The sequence below is a fragment of the uncultured Ruegeria sp. genome, from assembly GCF_947500045.1.
Lineage (GTDB): Bacteria > Pseudomonadota > Alphaproteobacteria > Rhodobacterales > Rhodobacteraceae > Ruegeria.
This window is the reverse complement of record NZ_CANMQQ010000007.1, coordinates 136990-158517: the sequence shown is the minus strand read 5'-3', so window position 1 is coordinate 158517 and position 21528 is coordinate 136990. Positions and strand designations below refer to the sequence as shown.

The 21528-nt window shown below is 54.7% G+C and carries 24 protein-coding genes; 20 read left to right on the top strand and 4 right to left on the bottom strand.

Annotated features, from left to right (window positions below):
• The first annotated feature begins 92 nt into the window (after positions 1-92).
• The 10 genes from Q1B46_RS13505 to Q1B46_RS13460 all read left to right on the top strand — a co-directional run bounded on the left by Q1B46_RS13505 (position 93) and on the right by Q1B46_RS13460 (position 8695).
• Positions 93-929, top strand: coding sequence for a cyclase family protein (locus Q1B46_RS13505; protein WP_299948786.1), 837 nt, complete (start codon positions 93-95; stop codon positions 927-929).
• Positions 930-990: 61 nt separating this feature from the next.
• Positions 991-1335 carry a cupin domain-containing protein gene (locus tag Q1B46_RS13500; RefSeq protein ID WP_299948784.1) on the top strand — a complete coding sequence of 115 codons (345 nt, stop codon included), beginning with the start codon at positions 991-993 and terminating at the stop codon, positions 1333-1335.
• A gap of 11 nt (positions 1336-1346) precedes the next feature.
• Positions 1347-2132 carry an SDR family oxidoreductase gene (locus Q1B46_RS13495; RefSeq protein WP_299948782.1) on the top strand — a complete coding sequence of 262 codons (786 nt, stop codon included), beginning with the start codon at positions 1347-1349 and terminating at the stop codon, positions 2130-2132.
• A gap of 3 nt (positions 2133-2135) precedes the next feature.
• A complete protein-coding gene (locus Q1B46_RS13490) occupies positions 2136-3059 on the top strand; it encodes a 3-hydroxyacyl-CoA dehydrogenase NAD-binding domain-containing protein (RefSeq protein WP_299948780.1) in 924 nt (307 codons plus the stop codon).
• A 43-nt stretch (positions 3060-3102) separates the two neighbouring features.
• Positions 3103-4383 (top strand): ABC transporter substrate-binding protein, encoded by a 1281-nt coding sequence (locus Q1B46_RS13485; RefSeq protein WP_299948778.1) that lies wholly within the window; start codon positions 3103-3105, stop codon positions 4381-4383.
• A gap of 50 nt (positions 4384-4433) precedes the next feature.
• Entirely contained in the window at positions 4434-5162 is a 729-nt protein-coding gene (locus Q1B46_RS13480; protein WP_299948776.1) for an ABC transporter ATP-binding protein, read from the top strand.
• Positions 5155-5862, top strand: coding sequence for an ABC transporter ATP-binding protein (locus Q1B46_RS13475; RefSeq protein ID WP_299948774.1), 708 nt, complete (start codon positions 5155-5157; stop codon positions 5860-5862). Before Q1B46_RS13480 ends, Q1B46_RS13475 begins: the two co-directional genes overlap by 8 nt.
• A 1-nt stretch (position 5863) precedes the next feature.
• A complete protein-coding gene (locus Q1B46_RS13470) occupies positions 5864-6727 on the top strand; it encodes a branched-chain amino acid ABC transporter permease (RefSeq protein WP_299948772.1) in 864 nt (287 codons plus the stop codon).
• Entirely contained in the window at positions 6724-7752 is a 1029-nt protein-coding gene (locus Q1B46_RS13465) for a branched-chain amino acid ABC transporter permease (protein ID WP_299948770.1), read from the top strand. The genes Q1B46_RS13470 and Q1B46_RS13465 overlap by 4 nt, the downstream gene beginning before the upstream one ends.
• 4 nt (positions 7753-7756) lie before the next feature.
• Positions 7757-8695, top strand: a complete 939-nt coding sequence (locus tag Q1B46_RS13460; RefSeq protein ID WP_299948768.1) for a 3-keto-5-aminohexanoate cleavage protein — start codon at positions 7757-7759, stop codon at positions 8693-8695.
• Positions 8696-9271: 576 nt separating this feature from the next.
• Here Q1B46_RS13460 and Q1B46_RS13455 read toward each other — a convergent pair.
• Positions 9272-9913, bottom strand: a complete 642-nt coding sequence (locus Q1B46_RS13455; protein WP_299948766.1) for a GntR family transcriptional regulator — start codon at positions 9911-9913, stop codon at positions 9272-9274.
• A gap of 131 nt (positions 9914-10044) precedes the next feature.
• On the opposite strand from Q1B46_RS13455, the gene dctP reads away from it, so the two are divergent.
• From dctP to Q1B46_RS13415, 8 genes are all read left to right on the top strand, one after another.
• The gene (dctP, locus tag Q1B46_RS13450) at positions 10045-11025 is read left to right on the top strand and encodes a TRAP transporter substrate-binding protein DctP (RefSeq protein ID WP_299948922.1); all 981 of its coding nucleotides are present in this window, start codon (positions 10045-10047) and stop codon (positions 11023-11025) included.
• Between the two features lie 64 nt (positions 11026-11089).
• Complete coding sequence (locus tag Q1B46_RS13445) at positions 11090-11638, top strand: TRAP transporter small permease (RefSeq protein ID WP_299948764.1); 549 nt, start codon at positions 11090-11092, stop codon at positions 11636-11638.
• A gap of 2 nt (positions 11639-11640) precedes the next feature.
• On the top strand, positions 11641-12957 hold the full coding sequence (locus Q1B46_RS13440; RefSeq protein WP_299948762.1) for a TRAP transporter large permease: 1317 nt from the start codon (positions 11641-11643) through the stop codon (positions 12955-12957).
• 24 nt (positions 12958-12981) lie between these two features.
• A complete protein-coding gene (locus tag Q1B46_RS13435; protein ID WP_299948760.1) occupies positions 12982-13767 on the top strand; it encodes an Asp/Glu racemase in 786 nt (261 codons plus the stop codon).
• A 54-nt stretch (positions 13768-13821) separates the two neighbouring features.
• A complete protein-coding gene (locus Q1B46_RS13430) occupies positions 13822-14637 on the top strand; it encodes an AraC family transcriptional regulator (RefSeq protein ID WP_299948758.1) in 816 nt (271 codons plus the stop codon).
• A gap of 103 nt (positions 14638-14740) precedes the next feature.
• Positions 14741-15274, top strand: a complete 534-nt coding sequence (locus tag Q1B46_RS13425; protein ID WP_299948756.1) for a YbhB/YbcL family Raf kinase inhibitor-like protein — start codon at positions 14741-14743, stop codon at positions 15272-15274.
• A gap of 55 nt (positions 15275-15329) precedes the next feature.
• Positions 15330-15965, top strand: coding sequence for a YbhB/YbcL family Raf kinase inhibitor-like protein (locus tag Q1B46_RS13420; RefSeq protein ID WP_299948754.1), 636 nt, complete (start codon positions 15330-15332; stop codon positions 15963-15965).
• 50 nt (positions 15966-16015) lie between these two features.
• Positions 16016-16621 carry a flavin reductase family protein gene (locus tag Q1B46_RS13415; RefSeq protein WP_299948752.1) on the top strand — a complete coding sequence of 202 codons (606 nt, stop codon included), beginning with the start codon at positions 16016-16018 and terminating at the stop codon, positions 16619-16621.
• Positions 16622-17028: 407 nt separating this feature from the next.
• Here Q1B46_RS13415 and Q1B46_RS13410 read toward each other — a convergent pair whose 3' ends face one another.
• Entirely contained in the window at positions 17029-17871 is an 843-nt protein-coding gene (locus tag Q1B46_RS13410) for an SDR family NAD(P)-dependent oxidoreductase (protein WP_299948750.1), read from the bottom strand.
• Positions 17872-17908: 37 nt separating this feature from the next.
• Positions 17909-18721, bottom strand: coding sequence for an SDR family oxidoreductase (locus Q1B46_RS13405; RefSeq protein WP_299665481.1), 813 nt, complete (start codon positions 18719-18721; stop codon positions 17909-17911).
• Positions 18722-18882: 161 nt separating this feature from the next.
• On the opposite strand from Q1B46_RS13405, the gene Q1B46_RS13400 reads away from it, so the two are divergent.
• Positions 18883-19737: an AraC family transcriptional regulator gene (locus tag Q1B46_RS13400; protein WP_299948747.1), complete on the top strand. Its 855-nt coding sequence runs from the start codon at positions 18883-18885 to the stop codon at positions 19735-19737.
• Between the two features lie 299 nt (positions 19738-20036).
• On the opposite strand, the gene Q1B46_RS13395 is transcribed toward Q1B46_RS13400, so the two are convergent.
• The gene (locus Q1B46_RS13395) at positions 20037-20801 is read right to left on the bottom strand and encodes a helix-turn-helix transcriptional regulator (protein WP_299948745.1); all 765 of its coding nucleotides are present in this window, start codon (positions 20799-20801) and stop codon (positions 20037-20039) included.
• A gap of 105 nt (positions 20802-20906) precedes the next feature.
• Between Q1B46_RS13395 and Q1B46_RS13390 the strand changes: the two genes are divergently transcribed.
• Entirely contained in the window at positions 20907-21335 is a 429-nt protein-coding gene (locus tag Q1B46_RS13390) for a hypothetical protein (protein WP_299948743.1), read from the top strand.
• The last annotated feature ends 193 nt before the right edge of the window (positions 21336-21528 follow it).

The following is a 21528-nucleotide window of genomic DNA, read 5'->3' as shown; positions in this document are numbered from 1 at the left end:
TATGCATCATCATACGGGACAGGTGGGGAGGCCACCCAGACAATTGAAAAGCGAACACCGCCGCGTGCCGGCGAACAGAGGAGATATGCCCAATGGTCGAAATCCGTGGCATTGAGTTTCAGGCAAACACCGACAATGACATGGGGCTTGAGTTTTACAACCTGAGCCACAGATACGGGTTTCAGTGCCCCAACTGGCCCTATTTCAAGGACGTCCAGATCGACCGAAAGCACTATATGGCCAAGTCCGGCGTGTTGTCTCAGACGATTACCACGACGATGCACGTAACTACGCATATTGATGCGCCAGCGCATGTTGTTCAGGGAACGCCGTTTATCGACGAGGTCCCGCTTCCCCATTTTTTTGGCTCGGGGCTGGTGGTTTCCGTACCCAAAAAGAAATGGGAGCAAATCACCGGAGATGATCTGGAAAAGGCCTGCGGTCATGCCATCCGCAAAGGCGACGTACTGATCATCAACACCGGCTGGCACAAGCAGTATGAAGATGGCGACTACTTTGCTTACTGCCCGGGTCTCGTTCCTTCCGCTGCTGAGTGGATGATCGAAAAAGGTGTTAAAGTCGTTGGCCACGATACCCAGGCGAACGATCACCCGCTGGCAACTGCCATTGGTCCGCAGCGAAACGGTCCGATCATGCCTCATCTTGAGAAAGAGTATATTGAGTGGTCAGGCGGGACACCGTGGGAGGTTGATTTCCCCGAGTGGGAGCCAGTGCACAACATGCTGTTCTCCAAGGGTATTCTCGGAATTGAAAATGTCGGTGGTGATTTGGATGCGGTGACCGGCAAGCGGTGCACCTTCGCGTTCTTCCCTTGGAATTGGGACCGTGGCGACGGCTGCATTATCCGATTGGTTGCGATGATCGACAAGAACCAGTCCTACCGCATCGAAGCTGGCGAAAATTTCTGAACACTCACGGACCGGTCGCCGGTTCGCCGGTGGCCGCCAATAACCTTGAGCGGAGACGGACATGCATCTGAAGCGCTTTCAAGACGCCCAACCCTACGAAGCACCGAACCATTTTGGGTGTCATGGGCTTCGTCTGCAGGGGTTTGAGAAAGGCGGGCCGGCAAATCAGTGGATCGGCTTCAGCCAGTTCCTACCAGGCGGTGGCGCAGGGCCGGACTCTACGCCTTTTGAGAAAGTCTACGTCGTTCTGGAAGGCGAAATGACCGTCATCGTTGATGGTGCCGAATCCACTCTTGGACCCATGGACAGCTGCACGATCGCAGCGGACGAAGTGCGCAAAATTGAGAACCGCGCCAACCACATATGCAAAATGCTGGTGGTCATTCCATATCCACGAGAAAACTAAGGACAAAAAGAATGTCTGATCCACTCAAGATGTTTGACGTAACAGACAACGTCGCACTGATCACCGGAGCATCCGGCGCGTTTGGCATGGTTGCTGCGCGCGTTCTTGCTGGTGCCGGGTGCAATCTGGTTTTGGCTGCGGGCAATCAGGACGCGCTCGACGAGATTGCCAAAGAGTGCGAGGCGCTTGGTGCGACCGTAGTTGCAATAAATATGCGCCCGACTGATGAAGCGTCCTGTGGCGCATTGGTCGACGAAGCCGTTAACAACTTTGGTAAGCTTGACATTCTCGTTGTCGCGTCCGGCATGAACAAAGTTGCACCGATCAACGACATGGCGCCGGAAACCTTTGACGCAGTGATGGACGCCAATGTGAACCAGAGTTGGCTTTTGGCGCGCGCGGCGGCGGCACACATGAAGCAAAGCGAATATGGCAAGATCATTTTCGTCAGTTCTGCGCGCAGCATCCTTGGACACCCTGCTGGCTACACGGCGTATTGCGCGTCAAAGGCTGCCGTGAACGGGATAACCAAAGCCTTGGGATGTGAGCTGGGTCCAACAGGGATTACCGTCAACGCGATCGCGCCGACGGTATTCCGTTCACCTTTGACGGCTTGGATGTTTGAAGACACCGACGATGCGAAGGCAGTGCGCGATGGCTTCCTGACCCGTGTTCCCAAAGGACGACTGGGTGAGCCTGAAGACCTTGCCGGTCCGCTCCTGTTTCTCGCCTCACGCGCCTCTGATTTTTACACCGGGCATATCCTTCATGCCGACGGCGGATATACGGCGGGATAAAGAATGGTGCGCAAGAAGCAGCAAATAGCGGTAATTGGTGCAGGCCTGATGGGTCATGGTATTGCCCTGACTTTGGCGAATGCAGGCCAGTATGTGGCCATCACAGATCCCTTTGAGGAGGCACGAGCCAGCGTGTCTGACCGCATCCGCGCCAGCATGGCCGCGATGGGGGACGACGAGGTTACAATCACAAAGACTCTCAAGATGATTGAGATCTTCGCGACGACTGAAGGTGCGGTTCAAAATGCCGATGCTGTATTCGAAGCCGCGCCCGAAAAACTGGAGCTTAAGCAAACGATTTTTGCTGAGATTGAAGCGCACGCACCAGAGACCTGCATTCTCGCATCAAATACATCGGTCATGCCGATCACTCAGATCATGTCTGGGCTGCGGCTGAAAAACCGGGCCCTCGGAACACATTGGTGGAACCCCCCACACATGATCCCGTTGGTCGAAGTCATCAAGACGGAATGGACAGACCCTGAGATTGCACAGACGATGTTCGATCTGTTGAAGGATGCTGGAAAAACTCCGGTGATGGTCGAGAAGGACGTGCCCGGCTTTATTGGCAATCGTCTTCAACATGCGTTGTGGCGCGAAGCGGTCAGTCTGGTGGAAAACGGTATTTGCGACGCGGAAGCTGTTGATACTGTGATCAAGTCCAGCTTTGGGCGGCGATTGGCGGTTCTCGGTCCATTGGAAAACGCGGATTTGGTGGGTACCGACCTGACCCTCGATATCCACGAAAACGTACTGCACGATCTCGAAGCGCACAAGGGACCTTCATCTTATCTCAAGTCGCTTGTCGATGCAGGTAAGCTTGGCATGAAATCAGGCGAAGGTTTCAGGAAATGGGCCGAGGGCGAAGCAGATCAGGTTCGCCAACGTGTCGCGAAACATCTGAAAAATCTCGAGAAGATTTTGTAAGATCAATCAAGCACTGGCGGGAGGCCGGTGAAGGGAGGACGCAATGACAAAGACTTTTAAGACGGCCACAAGGCGCGGTTTTATGGCCGGGGCTACGGCGGCAATCGCTGCTCCGGCCATCCTCCGGGCAACGCGTGCTTATGCGGCAAACCCGACGCTAAGGATTGGCAATGTCAGTCCACGTACCGGTCCATTAGCCGGTTTCGCTGAGGCCGACGAGTATGTGCTTCAAGCCATACAGCAGGTCTTTTCGGCCGGGTTGGACAACAATGGAAAGACTTGGAACGTCGAGATCATTTCAAAAGACAGCCAGTCCAACCCCAACCGCGCAGCCGAGGTCGCCGCTGACCTGATCTTGGGCGATGAGGTCGATATCATCGTGGCCGCTTCAACGCCGGACACGGTGAACCCTGTTGCTGATCAGGCAGAGATCAACGAAGTTCCCTGCATCACGACCGACTGCCCTTGGCAGCCCTATTTCTTTGGCCGCAATGGTGTTCCGGGTGAGGGTTTTGAGACGACCTATCACTTCTTCTGGGGGCTTGAGGATGTGATCGCAGCGTTCCTCGACATGTGGGACAAGACTGGCGTGACCAAGACTGTTGGCGGTCTTTTCCCCAACGATGCCGACGGTAATGCTTGGGGTGATGCGGAGCTGGGCATGCCTAAACCGCTCGCTGCCGCCGGGTACACGCTGACAGATCCCGGTCGCTATCAGCCACTATCCGACGATTTCTCAAACCAGATCGCAGCGTTCAAGGCTGCTGGATGCGAAATCGTCACTGGCAATATGATCCCACCTGATTTCGCTACGTTCTGGAGCCAAGCCGCCCAGCAAGGGTTCAACCCGAAGGTCGTGACCATTGGCAAGGCACTTCTGTTCCCATCGGTCATTGAATCGCTGGGCGACCGTGGTGACGGGCTATCGACCGAGGTCTGGTGGTCACCGCATCATCCGTTCTCGTCTTCACTCACAGGCATTTCTTCGAAAGATCTGGCAGAAGGTTACACGGCAACGTCGGGCCGTCCATGGACGCAACCGCTCGGCTTTAAACACGCGCTGTTCGAGGTCGTCGCGGATGTCATCAAGCGGGCGGATGATCTGGAAGACCATTCTTCGATCATTTCGGCAATCACCTCCACCAACCTGAACACAATTGTCGGGCCGGTGAACTGGGGTGATGGGCCGATGAACAACGTCAGCAAAACTCCGCTGGTCGGCGGTCAGTGGCAGAAGTCCGGCGATGGGTATGAGTTGCAAATCGTTGCAAACAGCACCGCGCTCGAAGTTCCGGTCACGGCAGACATGAAACTGCTGGGCTGACCAGACGTTCGGCGCCGATCTTGGCGCCGAACCCTCCATCCGAGAGAAACATGACGACAATCTTGAGACTCCAAGACCTGAGCAAGGCATTTGGCGCAGTCACTGTCGCCGATGCCATGAGCTATGAGGTCCAGCAAGGCGAGGCACTCGGGGTAATAGGCCCCAACGGCGCTGGCAAAACCTCGATGTTCAACTTGATCACTGGGACGCTCAAGTCCAATTCCGGGGTGATAGAATTCAGTGGGCAGAACGTCACCAAATGGAGCGCGGCAAAGCGCAGCCATGCAGGCATCGCGCGTTCTTTTCAGGTCCCGCAGCCGTTTTCGGGCATGACTGTTTTCGAAAACGCGATGATCGCCGCCACGCAATCAGCTGGCATGCATGGACACCAGGCCGAAAACTTTTGTCTGGAGGTTCTGGACCAAACAGAACTGCTGCCCAAGGCAAACGTTCTTGCCGGTAGCCTGACTTTGCTGGAGCGCAAACGCCTGGAACTAACACGTGCGCTTTGCGCCAAGCCCAAACTGCTGTTGCTGGATGAGATTGCCGGTGGTTTGACCGAAGCCGAGTGCAAGTCACTGGTCCAAACCATCAAGGACATCCACGCCTCTGGAGTCACCATCATCTGGATCGAACATGTTGTGCACGCCCTGCTGGCCGTCGTGGATCGTCTGATCGTCATCGACTTCGGAAAGAAGATCGCCGAGGGCGAGCCGCAGGCAATCATGGAAAGCACTGAAGTCAAAGAAATCTATCTGGGGATCGAAGCCGATGCCTGATCCAATTCTGCAGACACGCGGGTTGAACGCGCACTATGGCGACTTCCAAGCGCTGTACGATGTCGAACTGGACGTTGGCGAAGGCGAAGTTCTTGCAATCATTGGTGCGAACGGCGCAGGCAAGACGACCCTAATGCGTTCTATCACAGGGCTGCTGACGAACGGACCGGATCAGATTCACTACCGGGGTCAGGAGATCAGCCGACTTCGCGCGGACGAGGTTGCAGAACTTGGCCTCGCCATGGTTCCGGAAGGTCGCCAGTTATTCCCATCGTTGTCAGTCAAAGAAAACCTGATGATCGGGGCTCAAGTTGGTCGCTCAGGCCCTTGGGATCTGAAAGCTGTCTATGATCTGTTTCCGATCCTCGAAGAGCGCAAAGATCAGGCATCAACATCGCTTTCAGGCGGTCAGCAGCAGATGGTCGCCATCGGGCGCGCATTGATGGCCAATCCAGATCTGATCCTGTTCGACGAAATTAGCCTGGGGCTGGCACCGATCATCATCAAAGACATCTATGAGGCGCTGCCCGGCATCATCGGCAAGGGCATGAGCGCGATCATCGTCGAACAGGACATCACCAAGGCACTGTCGGTCTCGAGCCGGGTCTATTGCCTACAGGAGGGGCGCGTTTCGCTGGAAAGCGCGTCTGACACCGTTTCGCGCGAAGACATTTCGCGCGCGTATTTCGGGATCGAATAATATGGAATGGCTGAACGCTATCGTGCAGGGAACTTTGCTGGGTGGGCTATACGCGTTGTTTGCCGCCGGTCTGTCGCTGATCTTTGGGGTCATGCGGCTTGTCAATATTGCCCATGGCGATCTGATTGTGTTGGCCGCGTATCTCGGGCTGACGGTAACGACCGCGACGGGGATGCACCCGATGGCCGCGCTGGTGATCGTGGTGCCCGCTATGGCGTTGATCGGGTATGCCCTGCAACGCGGCCTGCTGAACCAAACTCTGGGCGACGATATCCTTCCACCGCTGCTTGTGACCTTCGGGCTGAGTGTAATTATCCAGAACGGGTTGCTGGAGGTCTACACAGCCGACCCGCAAACATTGAATGCCGGTGCTCTGGAAACAGCCAGCGTCGCGATAGGCGGTGCGACCCTCGGGAAATTGCCGCTGCTGACCTTCGGGATTGCGATCGCTGTGATTTGGGGGCTGCAATGGACTTTCTATCACACCGCACTTGGTCGCGCATTTCGAGCGGTTTCCGACAATCAAGACATCGCACAGCTTATGGGTCTCAATCGTCGGCACATCTTTGGGTTGGCGATGGCGTTGGCCTTGGGTGTGACAGCAATCGCCGGTATCCTGCTCGGCATTCGGACAAGCTTTGATCCTTCCATTGGCGGAGGCCGCCTTATCTTTGGCTTTGAGGCTGTAATCATCGGTGGCCTGGGCAATCTTTGGGGCACGCTGATTGGCGGTGTTATCCTTGGCGTCGCGCAAACCATCGGAGCCAAGATTGATCCGGGCTGGCAAGTGCTAGCCGGCCATATCGCTTTCCTTGTCATTCTTGCCGTTCGTCCGAACGGCCTCTTCCCGAGGGTTTCCGGATGAACCTGCAGGACTACTCTGTTTCTCGATCATCAAAAGCTGCCAGAATTGCTGCGATCCTAACCGCAATTGCTCTGCTTGTTCTGATTGCAGCGCCCTGGTGGGCAGGCCGCGCCGACATGCGCTTGATGGGAGAGCTGTTTCTCTATCTGTCCCTTGCCACCCTTTGGAACCTCATGGCGGGCTACGCCGGCCTCGTCTCGGTTGGTCAGCAAGCCTATGTTGGCTTCGGCGGCTATATGCTTTTTGCGCTTACGATGCTGGGCGGTTTGCACCCACTGGTTGCAATCGCAGCCGCAGGTGCGCTGGGGGCTTTGATCTCGATCCCGGTTGCTGTTCTGATCTTCAGGCTTAGGGGCGCATATTTTGCCATTGGCACCTGGGTTATCGCAGAAGTCTTTCGGTTGAGTTTCGCGCAAATCTCAGCGCTTGGCGGGGGATCCGGATCTTCGCTACCCGTCGCCATCGTCAAATCTCTGGCGTCCGGGCGCGCGATGCGAGAGGCGCTTAGTTATTGGCTGGCGCTCGGAGCAGCTGTGCTGGTGGTGACTGCCGTGTATCTCTTCCTGCGCTCGCGCCAAGGGTTGGCGCTGACGGCAATTCGCGACAACGAGTTGGCAGCCGGTAGCCTCGGCATCGATATCTGGCGCACGAAGTTCATCGTGTACGTTGTCACGTCGGCGTTTACGGCAATGATCGGCGCTCTGATCTTTTTGCAAAAGCTACGCATATCGCCGGATGCTGCGTACAGCGTCAATGACTGGACCGCCTTCGTCATCTTCATCGTCGTAATCGGCGGTATCGGCACCATCGAAGGGCCAATCATCGGCACACTCGTCTTCTTTGCGCTGCGCGAAACGCTGGCCGACCTCGGAACAACTTACCTTATTGTTCTCGGCGTCGTTGCGATTGTCGTCATGCTCAAGGCGCCAAAAGGCATCTGGGGCGTGATCCGTAGCCGCTATGAACTGCAACTTTTCCCGCTGGGCTATCGCGTTAAGCACATCGGACAATCCAAGGAAAACTGAACCAATGGTCCGTCAGAAAAAAACGATTATCACATGCGCCGTAACAGGGGCGATCCACACGCCCACCATGTCGGATGCGCTACCGTACACATACGACGACATCGCACGGCAGGCGATCGACGCCGCCGAGGCAGGAGCGTCGATCCTACACCTGCATGCGCGCAACCCTGAGGACGGCTCACCATCGGTCGACCCTAATGACTTCGCGCCATTCCTGCCGCGCATAAAACAGGCGACAGACGCGGTTGTGAACCTATCGACCGGAGGATCGCTGACTCTCTCCATTCAGGACCGGATCAATCCGGCTAAAACCTTCAGCCCCGAAATGTGCTCGATGAATATGGGTTCGATGAACTTCTCGTTTCACCCATTGGCCAACCGGTATGGCGATGAAGATTGGAAGTTTGATTGGGAGAAGGACTATGTCGCAAACTCCGACCAGAACATCTTTCGCAATACGTTCCGGGACATTCGCGAAGTGGCAGAAACGCTCGCGCCGCATGACATCAAATTCGAACATGAATGCTACGATGTCGGCCACTTGTATAACCTGAAATTCTGCACGGCTATCGGGTTGTTCAAAGCACCTATTTTCATTCAGTTCATCTTTGGAATCCTAGGTGGTATGGGACCTGAGGTCGACAACCTGATCTTCATGAAACGCACGGCAGATCGGCTATTCGGCGATGATTACCGCTGGTCGGTTCTGGGAGCGGGCGGCGCACAAATGTCGCTTGCCACAACTGCAAGCCAGATGGGCGGTAATATTCGCGTTGGCCTAGAAGACAGCTTGTTTATCTCGCGCGGAAAGCTGGCCGAAAGCAATGCTCAGCAAGTCGCTAAAATTCGACGAATTGTAGAAGAGCTAGGTAGTCAGGTTGCAACGCCCGATGAGGCCAGGGAGATCTTGGATTTGAAAGGCGGAGATCGCGTGGACTTCTAGAAAAATCGCTCAAAATCTTTGGGCTGAACCACCAACCACTATCGCCTCTAGGGTCGACGGTGTTGTTTTTAAACCATCGTACAACGTGTCCTTAGAATTTGCTCAATTGGTGGGCGAGAAACAGCTAATGTCTCGGAACCGCCGCACCAAAAGCGCCTACACAGATTGAGGCATTCCTGTTGTACCTTGTGTGATGAGCGACACCTCCTCTTATCCACGAAATCTGACGCCGCGGCCGCCGGCGGCGCAGAAACGAACATGTGCCCACAATCGCTCAAAAATACCCGCTTTCGTGGAATGGTAATTTGGGGTTTTCTAAATATGCATTGATGGTTTTCGAATTTTTGATCAAGTGCGTCTCAACTAGAGCGACATCAGTGCGCGAATAAGATGCTGCGTCGGCCCTTAGGTCAGTGACAAGCGCATCACACCGAATAGAGTGCTTAGGAAAAAACAACTCCAAAGAGAGAAATAAGCCGCCCTTCGCTGATTTTGGCAATGTGTCCCCAAGACGCTACTATCCGCGTCGCCGTGCCGCTTGCCGACTAGAAACGAGAAAAACGAAATCGAAGGTGACTATTCCAAGGCTTTAAGCAAACTTGGCAATCGTGCGCCTTGCAGCATGATGTGATCGCGCATCAAAGTGTTCGCAGTTGCTCCATCCTTGTTGAAGATCGCGTCGGCAATCTGCTCATGCTCTTCGACCGATTTTTCCAGCCGACCGACAACTTCATATGGCAACAGCCGGTAGACGTTTATGCGAGCTTGAAGTCGCTCCAGTTGATCGATCAACCATTCGTTTCCGGCTGCTCGGTGAATGGCTGCGTGAAATACGAGGTTTGCAGCGGCGTAGGCGGTCGGGTCTTCTTTCGCAGCTGCGTCCTTGCATTGTTGCAAGCCTTCTTGGATCGACTTCTTGTGTGAAAGCGTCAAAGACTCACTGGCTAAACGCGCCGCCATCCCTTCCAATTCCGCGGCAACTTCGAACAAATCGTTCAGTTCTTTCGCAGTTAAAACTCGAACCATAGCGCCTTTGCGAGGCCTCGTTTCTAGAAACCCGCCATCCACCATTGACCTAATCGCTTCACGTATTGGAGTGCGGCTGACGCCAAATCTTTTTGACAGTTCAGCTTCTTCCAATTGATCGCCAGGTTTCAGTAACCCACTGAAAATCTCATTTTTTATCTGCTCGATAAGCCTATCTGATGCACGCGGCATGGCGGCTCCTTTCCAACATTTTCATACAGTGCGCCGGATTCCAATTCCATACAAAAAAGCATCAACAGGATTTTTTTAGTTGCTATATGTATACATATAAGCCATGTAATAATCCACAAGGAGGAATCACGATGAAAAACTTTGCACGATCAACCACGCTGGGTTTGGCGCTTTTGGCAGTCAGCGCGCAGGCGGAAGAACTGCGTCTGTCTCACCAATGGTCGACCGCAGATGTCAGACATGAGGTCGCTCAAATCGTTGCTGATGAAGTCGCCGCCGCGGATGTGGATCTTGAGATCAAGATCTTCCCGTCCAAATCGCTCTTTAAGCCACGCGAACAGTATCGGCCACTGTCACGGGGCCAGCTTGATATGACGGTTTTCCCGCTATCCTATGCAGGTGGGCAACAACCGTCATTCAACCTCACTTTGATGCCGGGTCTCGTAAAGAACCACAATCATGCTGCGCGTTTGAGCCAGTCTCCCTTCATGGAAGCGCTCGAAGAAAAGATGGCTGAAGATGACGTGATGGTTCTCGTGCATGGTTATCTGGCGGGCGGCTTTGTCGGTAAAGACAAGTGCATCACCAATCCATCCGATGTCGAAGGACTGCAAACCCGTGCCGCTGGAAAATCTTTTGAGCAGATGTTGGTGGGGGCTGGTGCGTCGATCACATCGATGGCCTCGTCAGAAATCTATTCGGCCATGCAGACGGGTGTTTTGGATGCAGCAAACACATCATCTTCCTCGTTTGTGTCCTACCGGATTTTCGAGCAGGTTGCGTGTTATACGCCGGCCTCCGACATCGCGCTTTGGTTCCTGTATCAGCCGCTTTTGATGAACAAATCCAAGTTTGAAAGCTTGTCGGATGAGCAACAGGCTGCACTCCTCGCCGCAGCAGAGAAAGCAGAGGCGTATTACCTCGAGCAGGCGAAGCTTCAGGACGCGAAATCGGTTGAGGTCTTCAGCGCAGCTGGTGTCGAAATCGCAGAAATGACCGCTGAGGACTTCCAAGATTGGCAAACGCTCGCACAAGAGACGTCATATGCCACTTTTGTTGCCGAAGTTCCTGGCGGTCAGCAGCTTTTGGATCTCGCTTTGGCCGTCGAATAGCCCTGTTGCGTCCGGGGCCAATGCGCCTCGGACAACCTTTTCACGAAAGCAAAGGACGCCCGCCATGTCCGGACACGCCCCTGCAGCAATTGTTCGAACGACAAGTGACAATCAAATCGTTCGATCTATCCACAAAGTTTCAAGCGCCGCCGGTTGGTGCTCTGCTTTAATGATCCTGACAGCTGTCGTTCTGACTTGTCAGATGATCTTTGTTCGATTTGTCCTGAATGGATCGACTGTGTGGCAAACAGAGATCGTCGTCTACCTCGTCATCGCCGCAACTTTGGTCGGGTTGCCATTCGTTCAATATCAGCGGGGGCACGTCAATGTTGATTTGATCCCATTGGCACTGCGGGGGCGTGCTCGGTTTGGCCTTGCAGTTCTGACCCTCAGTTTGTCCATCATCATCACGGCGGTGCTTCTGTTCTACGGGTACGAGTATTGGCACTTTGCCTACAAGCGTGGTTGGACATCCGACACGGTCACAGCCGTTCCGCTGTGGATCCCGTATCTGTCGCTACCTGTCGGCTTCGGTTTGTTGCTTTTGCAACTCTTTGCCGACCTCGTCGCCCTTATCACAAAATCAGAAACCCCGTTTGGACTGGAAGCATAACGATGGACCCCCTCATCCTTGGCGCCCTTGTTGGCGTGTGCACTATCCTTGTTCTTTTCTCTGGTGTGTCTGTTGCCATAGGCTTGATGATCGTCTCTGCTGGTTTCTTGTTGGTCTTTGATGGCATTCGATCATTGGAACTGATGCCGGAGATTTTCTTTGGAAAGCTCGATAGCTTTGCGCTTCTCTCGATCCCGATGTTCATCATCATGGGGGCATCAATTGCATCAACGCGAGCAGGCGCGGACCTGTATGAAGCACTCGAAAGATGGCTCACGCGCGTCCCCGGCGGGTTGGTGGTCTCGAACCTGGGTGCCTGCGCATTGTTCGCTGCAATGTCTGGTTCGAGCCCCGCAACATGCGCTGCGATTGGTAAGATGGGCATTCCAGAAATGCGCAAACGCGGCTACCCGGAAGGGATCGCGACGGGTTCTATCGCGGCGGGTGGTACGCTGGGCATCCTGATCCCGCCTTCGGTTACTATGATCGTCTACGGGATCGCTACCGAGACCTCGATTGGTCGCCTGTTCCTGGCAGGTGTCTTTCCTGGCCTGCTTTTGGTGGGGCTCTTTATGGTTTGGTCGCTTTACGCGACCTGGCGATCCGGCGATACCGCACTGCTGACCGCGCGCAGCTATTCCTGGAGACAAAAGTTCGAAGTTCTGCCGCGTGTTGTGCCGTTCGTCGCCATCATCATCGGCGTTCTTTACACCATGTACGGCGGCGTCGCGACCCCGTCGGAAACGGCAGCAGTTGGCGCGATCCTGTGCCTCGTCGTGGCCATCGTCATCTACAAGCTTTGGGATATCCGCAAAATCTGGATGATCCTGCAGGACAGCACCAAGGAAAGCGTGATGATCCTGTTCATCATCGCAGCGGCTGGCGTGTTCTCTTACATGTTGTCGAGCCTTTTCATCACGCAAAGCATTGCGACCTGGATCGGGACGCTGGATGTGAACCCTTGGGTCTTGATGATCGCAGTGAACATCTTCCTGATCATTGCGGGCTTCTTCCTTCCTCCGGTCGCAGTGATCCTGATGGCGGCTCCGATCTTGTTGCCAATCATCACGACTGCTGGCTTTGATCCGATCTGGTTTGCCGTAATCCTGACGATCAACATGGAAATCGGGCTGATCTCTCCACCCGTTGGCCTGAATCTGTATGTCATCAACGGTATCGCCCCGGATATTTCGTTGAAGACGATCCTGACCGGTTCCCTCCCTTTCGTTGCCTGCATGTTGATCGCAATCATCTTACTTTGCGTCTTTCCGGGCATCGCAACCTGGTTGCCCGAAGCCGTCATGGGCCCCGCGCTCTAACCCTATCTCGTGAAAGGAAAGACCATGTCTTTTGCTACAAAGTACCGCCGCGTTGGCCTGATTGTTCCTAGTTCTAACGTCACAATGGAAACGGAAATTCCGGCGCTTCTGAAAGCGCGGGAGACGATCCTGCCCGATCGTTTCACGTTCCATTCGTCCCGAATGCGGATGAAAAGCGTGGTGAAGGAAGAACTTGAAGCGATGGACGCGGACAGCTTGCGTTGTGCGGTCGAATTGTCTGACGCGGCAGTCGAAGTGCAGGCCTATGCGTGTTTGGTTGCGATTATGTCCATGGGGTTGGGCTATCACCGAAGATCCGAAGTCAAACTCAATCAAGCGACCGTCGACAATGGATGCCCGACTCCTGTCCTGAACTCAGCGGGCGCGCTCATCGATGGAATGAAGGATATTGGGATCAAAAAGGTTTCGATCATCTGCCCGTATATGAAACCACTCACGAAAATGGTGGTGGATTATATCGAGAACGAGGGGATCGAGGTACAGGACTTCCTTGCACTGGAAATCCCGGACAACCTCAAAGTTGCATCACAAGACCCAACAGCTCCTGCGGAGCTTTGGCGCAAGCTTGATACGCGCGGTGTCGATGCCATTGTTGCATCTGCCTGCGTCCAAATGCCATCGCTCCCATCAATCGAAATGATTGAACGTGCGTCCGGCCTTCCAACTCTGTCAGCCGCCGTTGCAACGACGCGCCAAATATTACGTCGTTTGGATTTGACTGAAGTTGCGCCGGGCGGTGGTGCCTTGCTGTCAAACGGTATGAAAGCGTCCTTGCAAGAAGTGGCCTGAAGTTCTCTGCGCTGCTCCCTCGTGGGGCAGCGTATTTCCAAGCGAGACCAAATCGTGAACCGTGAACCGAAAACTGAAGCTTTAGAAGTGTCGCATCAGGTATCCATCTATCCGATTACTCAAGCGACAACAGCAACGTTTACGGAACTCTATTTTCGGCTGACTTTCCTGTTCTTTATTCAACGCGGCAGCAAATACGTTCTGCACCCGACCCAAGGCGAAATGCTTGGCGAAGAAGGGGATTTGATGATCTTTCCACCGGGCGCCTTGGTCACCATGGAAAACCGGCCAGTCATGAATGAAACCTACCGCGCTTTGGGAGTCTGCTTTTCTCACGATCTGGTGGATGGCGTTTTCTCTGATGTGCCCAAAACGCAGGCTGAAAGGGGCGTCCAAATTGTTAGAGCTTCAGAGCACAACCCATCTGATATCCTCAGCTTGATCACCGATACGCTGAAAAACGCTTCGCTTCCGGAAATAATCAAACAGCATCGACTATTAGAGCCTTTACTCTGGCTACGCGCACAGGGTTTCAATCTGCCGACACAAGTTGAAGACGATCCAATCAGTCAAGTCCGCCGCTTGATCGAAACGGACCTTAGCCATCCTTGGATGGCGGCGGAAATCGCTAACCATTTCGCGATGAGCGAAGCCACCATGCGACGATGGCTGTCAAAAACAGGTCAGGGGTTTGCAAAGATTCTATTGCACACGCGATTAGAACGAGGGTTGAGCCTGCTGCAAACTACAGACAGCCAAATCTCTGCAATCGCAATGGATTGCGGTTTCAAAACGCCATCTCATTTTTCGGACGCATTCCAAAATAGGTTCGGGATTAGGCCAAAAGACATCCGTTCCGCGAAAGGTTGATCGAATTTCGACATTAGTTGCGTAGCTGCCGGAGGTAGCGTCTTTGCGTGGTGTCTAATTTAGTTCCATCGACAACACGAAAGTTCAGGAAAGGAACTGAACAATGCTACGCACATCTCTTCTTGCAACTCTGTGGGTCGCAAGTGGTCTGACGTCCCCTGTTGTGGCGGACACCTTCCGACTGACCAGCCCCCATATTGCAGAAGGCACCCAGCTTGACGCAGCCCAGGTTTTCCAGGGCTTCGGCTGTGAAGGCCGCAACATTGCCCCGACACTGACCTGGTCCGGTGCGCCTGAGGGCACCGAAAGTTTCGCAGTCACTGTCTATGATCCAGACGCGCCAACCGGCTCCGGCTGGTGGCACTGGTTCGCTTTCAACATTCCGGCGGATGTAAATGAGCTGCCCAGCGGTGCGGCGGTCCCCGCAGGTGCTGTGGAACTGACTAACGACTATGGCGCAGAAGGCTTTGGCGGTGCTTGCCCGCCGCCGGGTGAGGTGCACCGCTACAACTTCACTGTCCATGCTCTCGGCACCACTTTGGAGTTGGACGACTCCGTCAGCAATGCACTGGCCGGGTTCATGGTGAACGCCAACAGCCTGGCCTCTTCCACCATCACAGCCGTCTACAATCGTTAGCCACTTGCGCCTCGGGTTGGCACCGGGGCGTGACGTTTCCTCACGGAGAACACCCATGAAAATTACAATCAACAGCTTTGCCAATGGCTCACCGATACCCGCTAAGTTCGCCTTTGGACGAATTCCGACCAAAGGTCGCTTCGCATTGTCGAGAAACGTAAACCCTTCAATCGCGTGGAGCAACGCACCTGAAGGCACAAAGTCCTTCGCCATCACTTGCCATGACCCAGATGTTCCATCATCTGGAGAGGATGTGAATCAAGAGGGAAAAACAGTTCCAGCCGATCTGCCACGAGTGGATTTCTATCACTGGGTCGTGGTGAACATCCCTGCAAATGTGTCCGAGATTCCAGAAGGTGCCGACAGTTTAGGTGTCACGGCCAAAGGCAAAACCGCAGGCCAGCGTTCCTATGGTACAACGGGGATCAACAGCTACACAGACTGGTTTGCTGGCGATGATGAAATGGGCGGGAAATACGGCGGCTACGATGGCCCATGCCCGCCTTGGAACGACAGCATCATCCACCACTACCACTTTATTGTCTATGCATTGGACATCAACCAGCTGGATCTACACGGACCCTTTACCGGGGCAGACGCGCTGGCGGCCATGAAAGGTCATGTCCTAGCAAAAGTCTCCCATATCGGCACCTACAGCATGAACCCCGACGTAGTTGCCTTAGCAGTCTAATCACCGGGAGCCTCTTAAAGGCGAGGCTTCCGCTCCCCAAGGGTCGACCCATGTTTTACGAACCGCAAAACGGCCACGGTCTGCCGCACAATCCCTTCAACGCGCTCATCACACCAAGACCGATCGGCTGGATATCCACTCGAGGGATCGATGGGTTGGAAAACCTCGCACCCTATTCGTTCTTTAACGGTGTTTCTTATTCCCCTCCGCAGGTCATGTTTGCATCGACGGCCGGCAAAGAGGACCGCCAACGCGGTAAAGACTCCATCGGAAACGTGATCGATACCGAGGTGTTCTGTGTCAACGTAGTCGGGCACGAAATGCGCGACGCGATGAACAAGACCTCATTGTCGGCGAGCCGCAATATCGATGAATTTGACCTCGCAGGGCTCGAACGCACCGAATGCGAAACGATCCCCTGTTCACGTGTGGCCCACGCCCCTGCGAGTATGGAGTGTAAACTGACCAAGGTCGTCGACCTGCCTGGCAGCTCCAATATCGTAGCCTTTGGTGAAGTCACAGGCATTCACCTCAACGAGAAATATCTGATCAATGGCATCTTCGATGTTACCAAGTTCCAACCCTTGGCACGATTGGGCTACCAGGACTATGCGCGCGTGACAGAGCTGTTCAGCCTCAAGCGGCCAAGCGGGTAAATCTCTTCAAAGGGCAGAGGAATTGAGTTTTTCTCTGGCTATGTCAGTCAGACAGAGACAAAAACTCCCAGAGTGGCAAATTGCCTTAAGTCGGCCATAAGCGCCATTGTTGCGCTTAGAAAGCCAATATTGATCAATGGCTTTGCCGCACTGCAGCGAACGGCAGCTAGGTAAATTGCGATCGCAGCATACGGAGAGGGTGCCCAAGGTCGGCTCTGGGCCGTGGTTGGATCGCCGGGCGTAAAAGATCATGCCGATGCCGCGTCGCATCCGAGGACAGGTACGAGCCCATTTCGACCAATGCTGCGCTTGGCATAAACGTCCGTTAGGAATTTAGAAGTGGTGTAAGCCTTGTTGTTTGGTCAACTGATTCACTGGCTCTATGCTTGACCGCTCTTTGGGACCGGCTATTCCGAAGCCTCGTGCGCCGCGAAGGCATCCACATAGTCGGGATGCCAGCGCGAAAGAGCCGGGCGATTGTTGATGATATCGCCTACGGCCCATTCAACGCGTTTGCGATCGCGCTCTTCTGACACATCATTGTCGGGGCAAAGAATATAGAAATCCCCGTCCGACATGTGCCTCAGCAGATAGTCAATTGCCTCTTCACTTGTCCAAGCTGAGGCAGGTTTTTCCGGCATGAATTTCTCAATCATACCAGTATAGGTAAATCCCGGCACAAACAGATGGGCGGTGATATCCGCTTCGGCCTGCCGCAAATCATGCGCCAGCATTTCAGTCATGACCTTCACGGCAGCTTTGCTGGTATTGTAAGCGGGGTTTCCGGGCGGTGTGGTGATGCCCTGTTTAGACCCGGTGTTGATCACCACAGCCGGACGCGCCACCTTGATCATGCGCGGCAGGAAAGCATGCACGCCATTCATGACGCCAAAAAGGTTGACCTCTAACAGTTTGCGCCAGTTTTCCGCGTTTTCCCAGCTGCCGGACGGCACCGCGATACCGGCATTGTTCATCAGGACAGCCACCTCGCCGAGCGCAAAGGCTTGATCTGCCAAGGCGTTCACAGCAGTGGCGTCGGTGACATCCGTTGGAACCGCCTGAACAATTGCGGACGCCCCAGCCTGATCGCGCAATTCCGCCTCGGCTCTGTCCAAGGCCTCACCTGCCAGATCAACCAGCACAACCCCCAGACCGTCCTGAGTAAATCGTTGGGCCGCAGCTTTACCGACACCGTTTGCGGCCCCGGTTACAACGGCCAGGCCACCTTTATCAATTGCTTTGCGGTACATGGAGCATCCCTTTTTCTATGAATGACTCAACGGTTCTTCAGGGCGCCATCTTTTGCTTAAGACTACCAATGAACGTCTCGTCATCCTGTTGTTTGCGGGCGTCGAGCAGTTCTTCGGCATCAGGCCCGGCGCGAAAACGCAGGCGGTTTCCGGTCTCGTTGGCCGCATCCCAAATGACCTGCGCGACCGTTTCTGGTTCAGACGGGTTTGCGGCCAGCTTGCCAAACAGGCGCCCCATGGCTTCGGCCATTGGTGCGTAATCCGGCAGGTTCTCATCCATCGCAAAATCAAAGGAGCTGCCGCCAAAGTTGGTCCGGATCATTCCAGGCTGGACAATTCGGACGCGAATGCCAAGCGGCTCTAACTCGTAATGCAGCGCCTCAGAAAGCCCTTCCACTGCGAACTTGGTGCCATGATAGAGCGCGCCAAGTGGAAAGGTGATCTGTCCTCCGATGGACGAGATATTTATAACCGTGCCTGACCGGTTCTGACGGAAATGAGGCAGAACGGCTTTGGTCACTTCCATCAACCCGAGCACGTTGGTGTCGAACTGACGCCGGATGCGGTCCATCGAAAAGGCCTCTAACGCACCGTAGGCCCCGTAACCCGCATTGTTCAGCAAAACATCAATCTGCCCAAACCGTTCGATGCCAGCGCCCACGGCCGTTGCAATTGAGCCCGTATCCGTCACATCCAGTTGGGTCAGATGCACGTTGTCCAAAGCCCCAAGATCTGTGTTGCCCGCGGGGTTGCGCATCGTGGCAACGACATTCCAACCGTTCGCCTGGAAATGCCGGGCGGTTGCCGCGCCAATACCGGATGAGGCCCCGGTGATCAGAATGGTTTTCATGATTTTGCTCCGCAAGTTTATGTACACACGATAATCATCAAAAGAGGACACATCTTTCAACTTTCTCCTATTTTCTTGCTCAATCCTCCAGACATTCGTGTTTTCAGTAATAACTCACTTTGCTTTTGTGCTAGCGATGTGGGCAACGACAGGAGGCAGTCTTGGAACCCTGTACCCTATTGGACTATGTTCTTGCGCTGCTTGACCACGCAGGCGTCGCGCAGGGTGTCCTGACGCATAAGGAAAGCGCGGCGGTTTTTCTCACCCATCCGGCGACCACCCAACATGAATCAAATGTCTACCGCCCGCTACTTTGCGCGGTGCTGCAAGGTGCCAAAGAGGTCGGGACCAGTACCAGAACGCTCACCGTGCAGGCCGGGCAGTCGCTGATCGTCAGCAACGCGCTGCCGGTTGTCTCAAGTATTACCGAGGCAACACCCGAACTCCCCTACGTCGCGCTCGTGTTCCCCCTTGATCTGGATCTCTTGCGCACCCTGGCCGCGTCACTGCCGCAGTCATCCACCCATCGAGCGACTGATCCATTTTCGATCTGCCTCGCGGAAACCGATGATGACATGAAAAGTGCCCTGTTGCGGTATTTTCAACAGTGCAAAACCGAAGAGACGCGTCACATGCTGGCGCCGATCACGGCGCGCGAAATCCATGCCCGCCTGCTAATCGGGCAGCATGGCGGCACACTTCAAAAACTGGTGTGGCACGAAATCCGGTCAGATCTGGCTAATCCCCTTGTCGTCGGAGAACTTGCCGGGCGCGTAGGTATGAGCAGTTCGGCCTTTTTTGAGCAGTTCAAGGCCGTCACGGGAACCTCGCCGCTGCAATACCAGAAAGACCTGCGCTTGCTTCATGCCCGAAATGAGCTGCAAACCACCGGCTCAAAGATCTCAGAGATTGCCTATGGGGTCGGATATGAAAGCCCTGCTCAATTCTCAAGAGAATATGCCCGAAAATTCGGACGCTCCCCTAGACAGGACCGCGTTTCCGAAACTGTCCAATAGGGCTGCTGGGACAAAGCTTAAACACAGCAACGCTTTCACGAGCCGTGGCTTTCGACCCAATCAATCTCGGAAATCGGCCATTGGCGCAATTGCAGCTAAAAGGCGCTTTGTCCCGCGACTTTAGCATTCGTGGACCTCGAGATTTTGCTCCCGCAGTGAATGGCCGGTAAGCGGGCTGCGACCGCGGCATCTTGACCGGTCTGTGAACGGCAGGTTTGGGCCGCAATGGCGGGAACCCTTCCAAGGTCAGGAATGAACGGGGTTCGCCGGGACGTGGTGGGCTCTAGTCAAACCACCATCTAATTGGCAGCCACGTGGGCAAGATCACGCAGAAATTTGGCACTTTGGTCGTCGGCCGGAAAAAACAGCTCAATCTTCAAATCGTCCAGCGTGACATCCGTGACCGTGCTGAATTGCGCAATGGTTCCAAACAGGGAAAGCCGCTGACCACCAAAGCGGTAGATCGTAGAAATTGTCGGCCCGATCACCGCGTCACTTCGGGCGTGCCCCTGTTGCGACAACGTGCGCGCTGCGGCGTCCAGTGCGGGTATGCCGCCTGCGTTGGCGCTTTCAGCGCGCAGCCGCAACATCGTGTGATGCGCGACCTCGGGCCAGTTTTCGACAAGCTCAGGCATCAACGGGCTGGTCAGCAGATCCAGCAGGCTTTGCCCCTCGCCGATCCCCAGTGGCTTGAACAGCTTTTGGGCACCGCTGTTGAGCATTACAACCGTCCAGAGCCGGTCCAACACCATTCCAGGGTAAGGGGCATGTTGCTGCAGAGTCCATTCGACCGCGTCCCGAATGGGCGACATCGCCGCGTCATCAATCGGTGTTGCCGCAAAACACGGCGCGAATCCTTCGGCGCGCATCATCTGATTTCGGGTTTCGACCGGAAGGTTCATGACCTCGGACAGGTGAAGGATCATGTCCGGGCTGGGTCGGGACCGCCCGGTTTCAAGAAATGAGATATGGCGCGCACTGACCTCGGCTTCGACCGCAAGGTCCAGCTGGCTCATCCTGCGCCGCTTTCGCCACTCTTTCAACATGCCGGGATAGGGTGTCATGACCTGAGTTTAGCAAGGGTCCGAACAGAATTCACTTACCTCTGAGGTAATTGATTTGCGTCCGCCGCAAGCTGCATGAAGGGCGCATATCGAAAGGAGAAGCTCATGACCCAACAACAATCAGCAATGCGAATTTCAGGCGGTGTTCTTATTGCAACCGGGGCGCTTTTTGCGCTGGCCGCGTTTCAGTTTCTTCATCCCGTTGCGTATATCTTTCTGCAAATCGCGTATTGGCCAATTCACGATGTTCCCGCGGAACTGATGGTTCCGTCGCCTTTACTGCTGGTGATCACCGGCGGCTTGACGGTCGGCTTGGGGGGAATGCAATGGGCGCTGGGAACATACGTTGCCCCGGTATCGGCGGTGGCCGCGACCAAGACCGCTCAGATTACGGCATGGTCCTGGTTTTGCGTCGACAGTTCAGGCTCCATTTTGGTAGGGGCGCCCTTCAACGTCGTACTAAACCTGTCCTTTCTGGTCCTGATCCTGTTGTCTTGCCGACCCGGCACGGCAAGCAAACACGCAACATCATGACGTGAAGTGGAATTTATTGGGTTTGAAAAGAAGGACTGGCTTTTCCAGAAAACCTTCGTAGGTCGATGCGACTTCAACGGCAGTTTTTTACATCGGACATGCTGGTGTTCTCGACGGCGCTGCCGCTTTCGACACTTGGCCTGAGCCGTTCATGAATGGACAGGACTTCCTCTTCCAGTTTGGCCAGCTTTTC